Raw genomic sequence first — 7604 nt, 5'->3', positions numbered from 1 at the left:
TTTTACTTCGAAAATGCGGTGATTTCGGCGGCTGATTCAGGCAACTCAGGCCCGGGCTTCCTTCGTTCTTTTGCAGCAAAATTACTTATTGCAGCAGAATCAAGATTGTATGTACCCCTGGGAATAATACCTCAAATCCTCCCAATAATGGAGCAGTTTATCGAGGGGAGAATCTGCGACACCGACAATCTCGGAAAAATGTTCTGTCCAGCAGGTGTAATATGGGACAACTTGTTCAGCCTGGGCTTACTAAAGCGTCACTACCGATAGAAAAGCAGTATACGGGGGTGGGGTCGTTTAACTGGAGAACGTCTCATTAATTCCGGTAGCATCAACCTACCAGCCCCCCGGAGGCAAAAAGAATCATTCATAGCCACAGCACTATCCAATGATCCCTCTCAGGAGTATTTTCACTCCAATCGCCAGAATGGCGATACCGCCGATCAGTTCCGGCCGGGAAACCAGTTTTCTGCCCACCCGGTTTCCCAGTTCGACTCCGGCAAAAGTCATCAGACAAGTCACAGTTCCAATCAGTAAAGCGGGCGCTACGATCGAATTCGTGATCAGACCAAGCGAAAAACCGACAGCCAAAGCATCGATACTGGACGCCGCGGATGCAGCCAGAAGTGGCAATCCCCGGCTGTAATCGACGGGGGCTTGATCTTCCTCTGTTTTCAGGGCATCCCGGATCATCTTCAATCCCACCGTCCCCAGGACCGCAAAAATGATCCAGTGGTCAGAGGTTTCGACCAGGTGGGCGATTTGAGCCCCGGTAAAAAAACCGGTAATGAGCATGAAGACCTGGAAAAACCCAAAAGAGAGAGCCAAGCGCAATTTCATACCCACATTACATACGGAATGACACATCCCAAAGGCCACCGCCAGGGAAAAAGCGTCCAGTCCCAACCCAACCGCTATGACCGATAGTGTAAGCATGCAACGGTTCTTCTCCTCTGTAAATCAAAACAGTGATGGGTGATAGGCAAAAAGCTTCCCAGGGATCACCGAAAACTGTTCACCAATCACCGGTTAATATTTCATCAATAGCTTTATTGAGCCGCGGATGCCGTAGTAATCGGTGATCAGGGCCTCGGTTCGCTCTTGGAGCATGGCGATGGCTTCCTCAATTTTTCCGTTCTTCCGAAAACCCTGTTCGTACGCCTGACGGATTTCTGTCCCGACGTTGATTTTAGTGATGCCATGGGCGATGGCCTGTAGGACATAGGTTTTCTGGATACCCGATCCCCCGTGGAGGACCAGAGGCCGGTTGGTCATCCGGGCGATGGTGTCTAAGTGGTCAATGTTCAAACAGGCCTCCATCTTTTTATTGTCCCGGGCGGCGCCGCTGATTGCCCCGTGGATGTTCCCCACGGCGACCGACAACCAGTCCACTCCGGTCTCATCGACAAATCTTTTCGCCTCCTCGGGGGAGGTAAAGCCCTTTCCGGAAACGAACAGCTCTTCATAAGGAGGCAAAGGACCCGCCTCGTGGCCGAGAACAGAACCCAGTTCCGCCTCGACCAGGACATCCCGGGCATGGGCCATATCCACCACGACCCGGGTAATCCGGATGTTCTCCGCCAGGCTCAAGCGTGATCCGTCGATCATTACCGAGTCATAGCCCAAATCCAATGCCTCTTTGATCAAGGACTCCCAATCGACTTCTTTCCCTTCTTCATCGACCACCGGTACATGGTCCTGATGTAAACGGGAAACCGACCGATCCGCCCAGCGGTCGTACTCTTCCTTGATCGCTCGGAAACTTCCCGCTTCAAAACGGTTGATATCCGGACGGGCCACTTCCAGCAGGGCAAATGTTTCACATTCACGCAGAACTTCAGCAACCGCCCGCACCATTGGTAGATACGGAATGTTGAAGGCCGGGACCACCACGTGTTTCCGGTACGCCCGTTCCATGATTTCCCCAAGAGACATTGCCGCGAGGTTTTGTTCTGATTTTGGTGTATTCAAATTGATCCCCCTTTCTGTTCCGTCAATCCCGGTTATCCGATATCCAAAAAGACCACACCATTCTATCACACATAGGGTAACGGCGATCCCTCGTAGTAATGGTATAATACACCGTAAAGAAACTATATGCCCAATGGTGAATCATGAAAAAAAAGAAAGTAGTAGTTGTAGGTGGCAGTGGTCATATCGGGAGTTATCTCATTCCCATGCTCGTGACCCGCGGGTACGAAACCGTGGTCTTTTCCCGCCGGAATACAAAACCCTATCCCGCTTCATTAGCCTGGCGGGAAGTCGTCTGGGTTGATACCGACCGGGAAATCGATGAAAAAAACGGCCGCTGGGCAGAACTCCTGGAGGAACACTCACCGGACATTCTGGTCGATATCATTTGTTTCGAGCCGGAGAGCGCCCGGCTTCTGCGCGAAGTTTTTGTGGAAAAAGAAACTCACCTTCTGTCCTGCGGAACGGTCTGGGTCTATGGAAAAACGGAAATCGTCCCGACGCCGGAGTGGGCTTCCCGTTTTCCGCAGAACGACTACTCCCGGAAGAAAATGATCATTGAAAAAGAACTGCTGGAGGCTACCAGTCGGGGAGAGATCCGCGCGACAGTCATCCATCCGGGTCACATTACCGGACCTGGTAAACCCTTCATCACCCCGTTTGGGGACAACAACCCCAGAACAATTCAGCAAATCATCAACGGGGAGGAGATCTTTCTCCTGGATGGGGGATTATCGACGCTTCATCATGTCCACCCCAGAGATGTCGCCGCCCTGTTCTTCCGGGCTCTGGAGCTTCCGCGATTCTCGGTCAGGGAAAGTTTCAACTGCTGCGGAAGCCACGCGCTGACCTTTTTGGGGTTGGGCCGCTACCTGGCCCGTTTGCTCGGGGTTGAATTCCGCTACCAGTCTATTTCTCTCGAAGAATACGAAGAGCGCTTTGGGTTCCCGGAGATGGCTGCACTGCATGTCCGGCAGGGCTGCTGTGTCTCGATGGACAAAGCCCGAGAGCTCCTGAATTTCCTCCCCAGTTACAGCCCGGAAGAAGCGGTGCGGGAGGCCGTCGAAGATCTGTTGAAAAAAGGGATACTCAAGGAGACGAATGATGAGCATATATAAGGATTGTGATATCCGAGGTCGGTACGGCGAAGAACTGGGAGAACGGGAAGCCCTTCTGATCGGACGCTCTTGCGCGAGCCTTTTCCCGGTATCGGCCACCACAGCCGTCGGGGGTGATGTCCGTATCAGCACTCCTCTTTTGAAACAGGCGGTTATCGAAGGATTGACCGGCGGCGGCTTGGCGGTTTATGATCTGGGGACTGTTCCCACTCCCGTATTCAATTTCGGTGTGGAGATCCTGAAGGCAGCGGGAGGGATCATGGTCACCGCTTCACACAATCCTCCAACCTACAATGGCTTTAAAATCGCGATGGGCAATCTGCCCCTGTCCACGGCCGAACTCCAGGAGATCGAGCGCCGGGTCCGGGAAATGGATTTCCGGGTTACTCCGGGGCCGCCAGTCCAGTGCTTGAACGTCCTTGGTGAGTACATTAACTCTCTGCACTCGCAGCTCAGTTTGCCCGGGAAGCCTTTACGGGTGGTCGTGGACTGTGGCAACGGATCCTTATCGAACATCGCACCCGATTTTCTCACTTCCCTGGGATACACGGTGATTCCTTTGTTCTGCGAACCAGACGGGGCGTTTCCTAACCGCTCTCCTAACCCCTCCGCCCCCGGAGCACTATCCGCTTTGTCCCGCACCGTAGTTCAAGAAAGGGCGGTGGTGGGAATCGCTTTTGACGGTGACGGCGACCGAGTGGTTTTTGTCGATGATTCCGGTAACGTCCTTCCCGCTGAACAGGTTATGATTTTCTTTCTCCGTTCCCGGCTGCCGGACAGACTCCGGGGGGAAAAGTTCATCTACGATTTGAAGTCGTCCCGGATAGTTGCTCAGGAAGTTGCTCGATTAGGTGGAGTATCGCTTGTAGAGCGCTCAGGGTACAGCTTCATGAAGAGCCGGTTGATCCAGGAAAACGCCTTTATGGCCGCTGAGATTAGCGGCCACTATTTCTTCCGTGAACTGGGCCGTGACGACGGCCTGTATGCCGCCGCCGTTTTTCTCGCCCAGCTCTCCAGCCTTAATGAGCCGTTATCCACGATTACCGCTACCTATCCCCAACCCCATGTGTCCCAGGACATCCGGATCCCTTCCCGGGACTACGAGGATATCTTCACGGTTCTTGACCGTTCCCTCCCGGGGGTCCACATCACTCGGCTGGACGGGATCCGGGCCGAATGGTCCGATGGCTGGGCGCTGATTCGCAAATCCGTCACCGAGCCGGTCTATACCCTGCGTTTTGAGGTGAACCATCCGGACAATCTCCTACAACTGGTCAACCGTTTTCTCGCTCCCCTCCCGGACATGGAAAAAGAAGTTCTGGAACAAATCGCGTTGTCCCGGGAAGCCGGGGAATAGCATCAACGTTCGTTCACCGGCTTTACGTTCAAACCCATAAGCGAATCGAGGACCGGTTTCAGGGGGAAATTTCCGACCAACGAATCCCGGTATTTCCGGTAGAGATGCTCACGGCCTTCCAAAAGCTGTTCGGAGCTGATCCCGTAATCGATGGAAAGTGTTGCCTCCACAAACGCGGACAGGTCGTCACAAATCTTCAGGAGCCTCCCATCGAGCGGTCGGTATTCATCCCGGTTGAACTCCCGGGCGATCACCCCCCGCCGGGAGATGTCCGGTCTGTCTTCCTCGGTGCGCTCGACACCCTCCAGGACTACCTTATTTTCGAACTCGGCCCGGGTAAAGTAGACAATCTCCTGCCGGCAGTAGGTTGGGAGCTGGGGAAGGATTTTTTCATCGAGCTGAGAACGCTCGTATTCCTTGAGAACAGCGTCGAGTTCGTCGACCGCCCGTTTGACCGGAGAAATAATATCCCGGGTCAACACCTCGGGAAGATCATGGAACAACCCGGCGAAAAAGTCGTTGTACAGGCGTTTCGGACAGGGCGAAAAGTTCCGGCAGAACAAATAGGACAACAGGGCCACTACCAGCATATGTCCGAGCACCGACGTGCGGGGGATGCGCTCCGACTGGCCCCATCGTCGCTGAAAACGGAGTTGCCCACATAGATCGATAAAATTCCGGTATTTGACCATCTCCCGGACACACTCCAGCTCGTAATGGCGGACCAGTTCGCGTTCGATCGCTTCCCGGGTTTCTTCGAGGCCATACAACCGAGGACTGTAATTGTAAATAATCTGAAATTCCCAGTGCGTGGCGAAGTAGTGGGCGGCTCGGATAATCCTGCGCTCCACAGCCAAATCCTCCCCGGCAAGATACGCCCGGAATCTTTCAAAAAAATCCCCGGTCAGCCCTCCGATCTCAGGGGAGAGTTTACTCAAGACGAATTCGTTGAGCTTCTTCCGGATTTCGACCCGTTCGACCAGGCGGTGAAAGACCGGGGGTTTGATGTCGGTGAGGACCAAGCGCTCCAAATACTCGAAGAAACCTCCTTCGATCACCGCCTCCCACTGGATATTCGACCCACTGATTTCCTCTTCGATCCGGCCGAGAAGCCAAGCGATGACCATTTTATGGGCCTGCTTATCCATTTCGGTAAACTCAATGGGACGGATTTGATCGTTCCAGCGGTGCATACTGGCCCCTTGAAATATTTTTTTTATCAAACCGGCGGTTACCATTAAAGTCCCTCCTCTCCTCTGTAAATAAAACTGTGATCGGTTATCGGTATTGAGAATTTCTCAATCTGTTCTCGACTTTCCCCGAATCTGTTTCCCGCTACGCCGTCTTATCCGGAACCTTCTTCCGGGGAGAGTTGCGAAAGAGGGGATAGACTCCCTCCACTAACGAACGCAGGCCGCCGGCAGTCGACAGATTCCACATCCCGTGTTTCACCTCGGAGAGAAATTCCTTCAACACGATCTTTTCCTTAATTTCTCCTTCCTCCTTGACCAGGGTAAGCCGGTGCAGGGAATAGAGGCCGATTAGAAACGCTATGAAGAAAAAGAAATCCCAGTGATGAAAATCCAGTGCTCGGAAAGCAAGGTCACCCTCCGGGCCGGACCACTTGATCGTCCACGACAATTGTCTATAGCGGAAGTAATCGACGAATTGTCCTCCAATAATCGGGGCGATTCCGGCGACGATGGCGCTACAAAGGCTGTTGGTTGCCAGATAGACCGTTCCTTGCCCACGAGGAGCCAATTTCAAACCGATGTTCAGAGAAGAGAGGGTAACCCCGGCTGTGGAAATGCCGGAAAATATATGAATCAGAATTAGGAGGGGAACCGTCAGGATATAGACATCCGGCAACATCGTGAAGGTCCAGGCCAAGATGCATACAATAAAAAGTGGACCGCTCACCCTGAGGACAGCTTTGTTGCTGAACCGATCGGAAAATTTTCCCCAGATCCCAAGAAACATGATATTCATAAACTGGCTCAACACCGAGAGGAGAATAATATAGGACAGACTCAATCCGATCCCTCTTAGCATATAGACGGTGAAAAACGGGGCAGCCAGGTTGACCGCGAAATTCCAGGAAGTCAGGAAAATGATTAAATTACGGAAATTCGGAGTCTGGAAAGGCAAAGAAAGCAGGGAAAGAAAGGATTTCTGTTTCTCCGGGGGCTTCATGCGCGGTTCGGGGGTCATCACAAGATAATAAACACTCATCAGTCCGGCTATAATGCCCAAGCTGAAGAGGAGAGCATAGCCGTAGAGTTCCACCGCCGGAAAAGCCCGGCGCCAGTAATCAAGGAAATAACCCGATGTCAGGCTGACCACCATTCCCAACCCCTGGGACATACTCATTCTCCCGGAGAAAAAGGAACCCAGTTTGTTGTGGGGGATAAAATCATGCATCCAGGAATGCCAGCTGCACGAAGTGACCGAATTGGCCAGAGCATGTAGGAGTAGGCCTCCGCTCAAAAACAGGAGCCGCAGGTCCGCCGAGGAAAGAAAGGGTATCGCCACCAGGAACAACAGGAAAAGCCGGCTGCCCAGCGAGGAAATAAAGACGATCATATGGCGGTTCCGGTATCGTTCAATCAGGTACACGGTGGGAACCTGCATCAAATGCGCCAGTGAGGGGATGGCGGCCAGGATTCCGATGATCAGGTTGGAGGCCCCGAGACGCACGGCGAAATCGACCAGGATCACGCCTCCGGTCAAGGCCACCATTACCTGGCTGACCAGTCCGTCTTTTAGGATGTAAGAAAGTCCTCGATAGGTGTCCGCGGCGGACATCGATTCATGGGGGGCCAGTTGTTCACGTAGCCTGTTCCAAAAACGGTTCATAGACAAGGACCGTGCCCTCTCCAGTCCCCTTCGGGAAATAACTCCGGAGGCTTTCTTGAGGGGAACGGTAAGCATGCGGGAAACCCTGGACAAAAAAAGCATTTGTGTTTACCCTCCGGGAGCTTTTTACTCACATGTTTATGGACTTTCCAGCGTGCTTCTGGGCGCCTCCTCTGCGGCTGGAAAGAACGAAAATTCACCGGATATCAGAGAACATCTTTCTTATACGAAAAAACCTGCTTTCCGGGTACGCTCGCTTCATATTGTCCGAAAGCCATCGGGAAATGGTGTTCTACCAAGAA

7 protein-coding genes are annotated in these 7604 nt (G+C 53.0%); 3 read left to right on the top strand and 4 right to left on the bottom strand.

The features are described from left to right. A partial coding sequence (locus tag VLH40_05140; protein ID HSV31392.1) for a hypothetical protein occupies window positions 1-270 on the top strand: 270 nt, incomplete at its 5' end. Window positions 271-381: 111 nt separating this feature from the next. On the opposite strand, the gene VLH40_05135 is transcribed toward VLH40_05140, so the two are convergent. Next, entirely contained in the window at window positions 382-936 is a 555-nt protein-coding gene (locus tag VLH40_05135; protein HSV31391.1) for a manganese efflux pump, read from the bottom strand. 93 nt (window positions 937-1029) lie between these two features. After that, on the bottom strand, window positions 1030-1971 hold the full coding sequence (locus VLH40_05130) for a class II fructose-bisphosphate aldolase (protein ID HSV31390.1): 942 nt from the start codon (window positions 1969-1971) through the stop codon (window positions 1030-1032). Between the two features lie 143 nt (window positions 1972-2114). Between VLH40_05130 and VLH40_05125 the strand changes: the two genes are divergently transcribed. Together VLH40_05125 and VLH40_05120 are read left to right on the top strand one after the other, a co-directional pair. After that, the gene (locus VLH40_05125; GenBank protein ID HSV31389.1) at window positions 2115-3089 is read left to right on the top strand and encodes an NAD-dependent epimerase/dehydratase family protein; all 975 of its coding nucleotides are present in this window, start codon (window positions 2115-2117) and stop codon (window positions 3087-3089) included. After that, entirely contained in the window at window positions 3073-4446 is a 1374-nt protein-coding gene (locus VLH40_05120) for a phosphomannomutase/phosphoglucomutase (protein ID HSV31388.1), read from the top strand. Before VLH40_05125 ends, VLH40_05120 begins: the two co-directional genes overlap by 17 nt. A 2-nt stretch (window positions 4447-4448) precedes the next feature. Here VLH40_05120 and VLH40_05115 read toward each other — a convergent pair whose 3' ends face one another. Together VLH40_05115 and VLH40_05110 are read right to left on the bottom strand one after the other, a co-directional pair. After that, window positions 4449-5684 (bottom strand): HD domain-containing protein, encoded by a 1236-nt coding sequence (locus VLH40_05115; protein HSV31387.1) that lies wholly within the window; start codon window positions 5682-5684, stop codon window positions 4449-4451. Window positions 5685-5781: 97 nt separating this feature from the next. After that, the gene (locus VLH40_05110; GenBank protein ID HSV31386.1) at window positions 5782-7404 is read right to left on the bottom strand and encodes an MFS transporter; all 1623 of its coding nucleotides are present in this window, start codon (window positions 7402-7404) and stop codon (window positions 5782-5784) included. Between the last annotated feature and the right edge of the window lie 200 nt (window positions 7405-7604).

This window comes from Atribacteraceae bacterium (assembly GCA_035477455.1).
GTDB lineage: Bacteria > Atribacterota > Atribacteria > Atribacterales > Atribacteraceae > DATIKP01.
Note: the sequence above shows the minus strand (reverse complement) of the source record. Positions and strands in the feature narration are given on the sequence as shown.

Excerpts from the sequence above, each read along its gene's own strand:
- VLH40_05115 (HSV31387.1), bottom strand. The coding sequence starts at position 5,684 with ATGGTAACCGCCGGTTTGATAAAAAAAATATTTCAAGGGGCCAGTATG.
- VLH40_05120 (HSV31388.1), top strand. The coding sequence starts at position 3,073 with ATGATGAGCATATATAAGGATTGTGATATCCGAGGTCGGTACGGCGAA.
- VLH40_05110 (HSV31386.1), bottom strand. The coding sequence starts at position 7,404 with ATGCTTTTTTTGTCCAGGGTTTCCCGCATGCTTACCGTTCCCCTCAAG.
- VLH40_05125 (HSV31389.1), top strand. The coding sequence starts at position 2,115 with ATGAAAAAAAAGAAAGTAGTAGTTGTAGGTGGCAGTGGTCATATCGGG.
- VLH40_05135 (HSV31391.1), bottom strand. The coding sequence starts at position 936 with ATGCTTACACTATCGGTCATAGCGGTTGGGTTGGGACTGGACGCTTTT.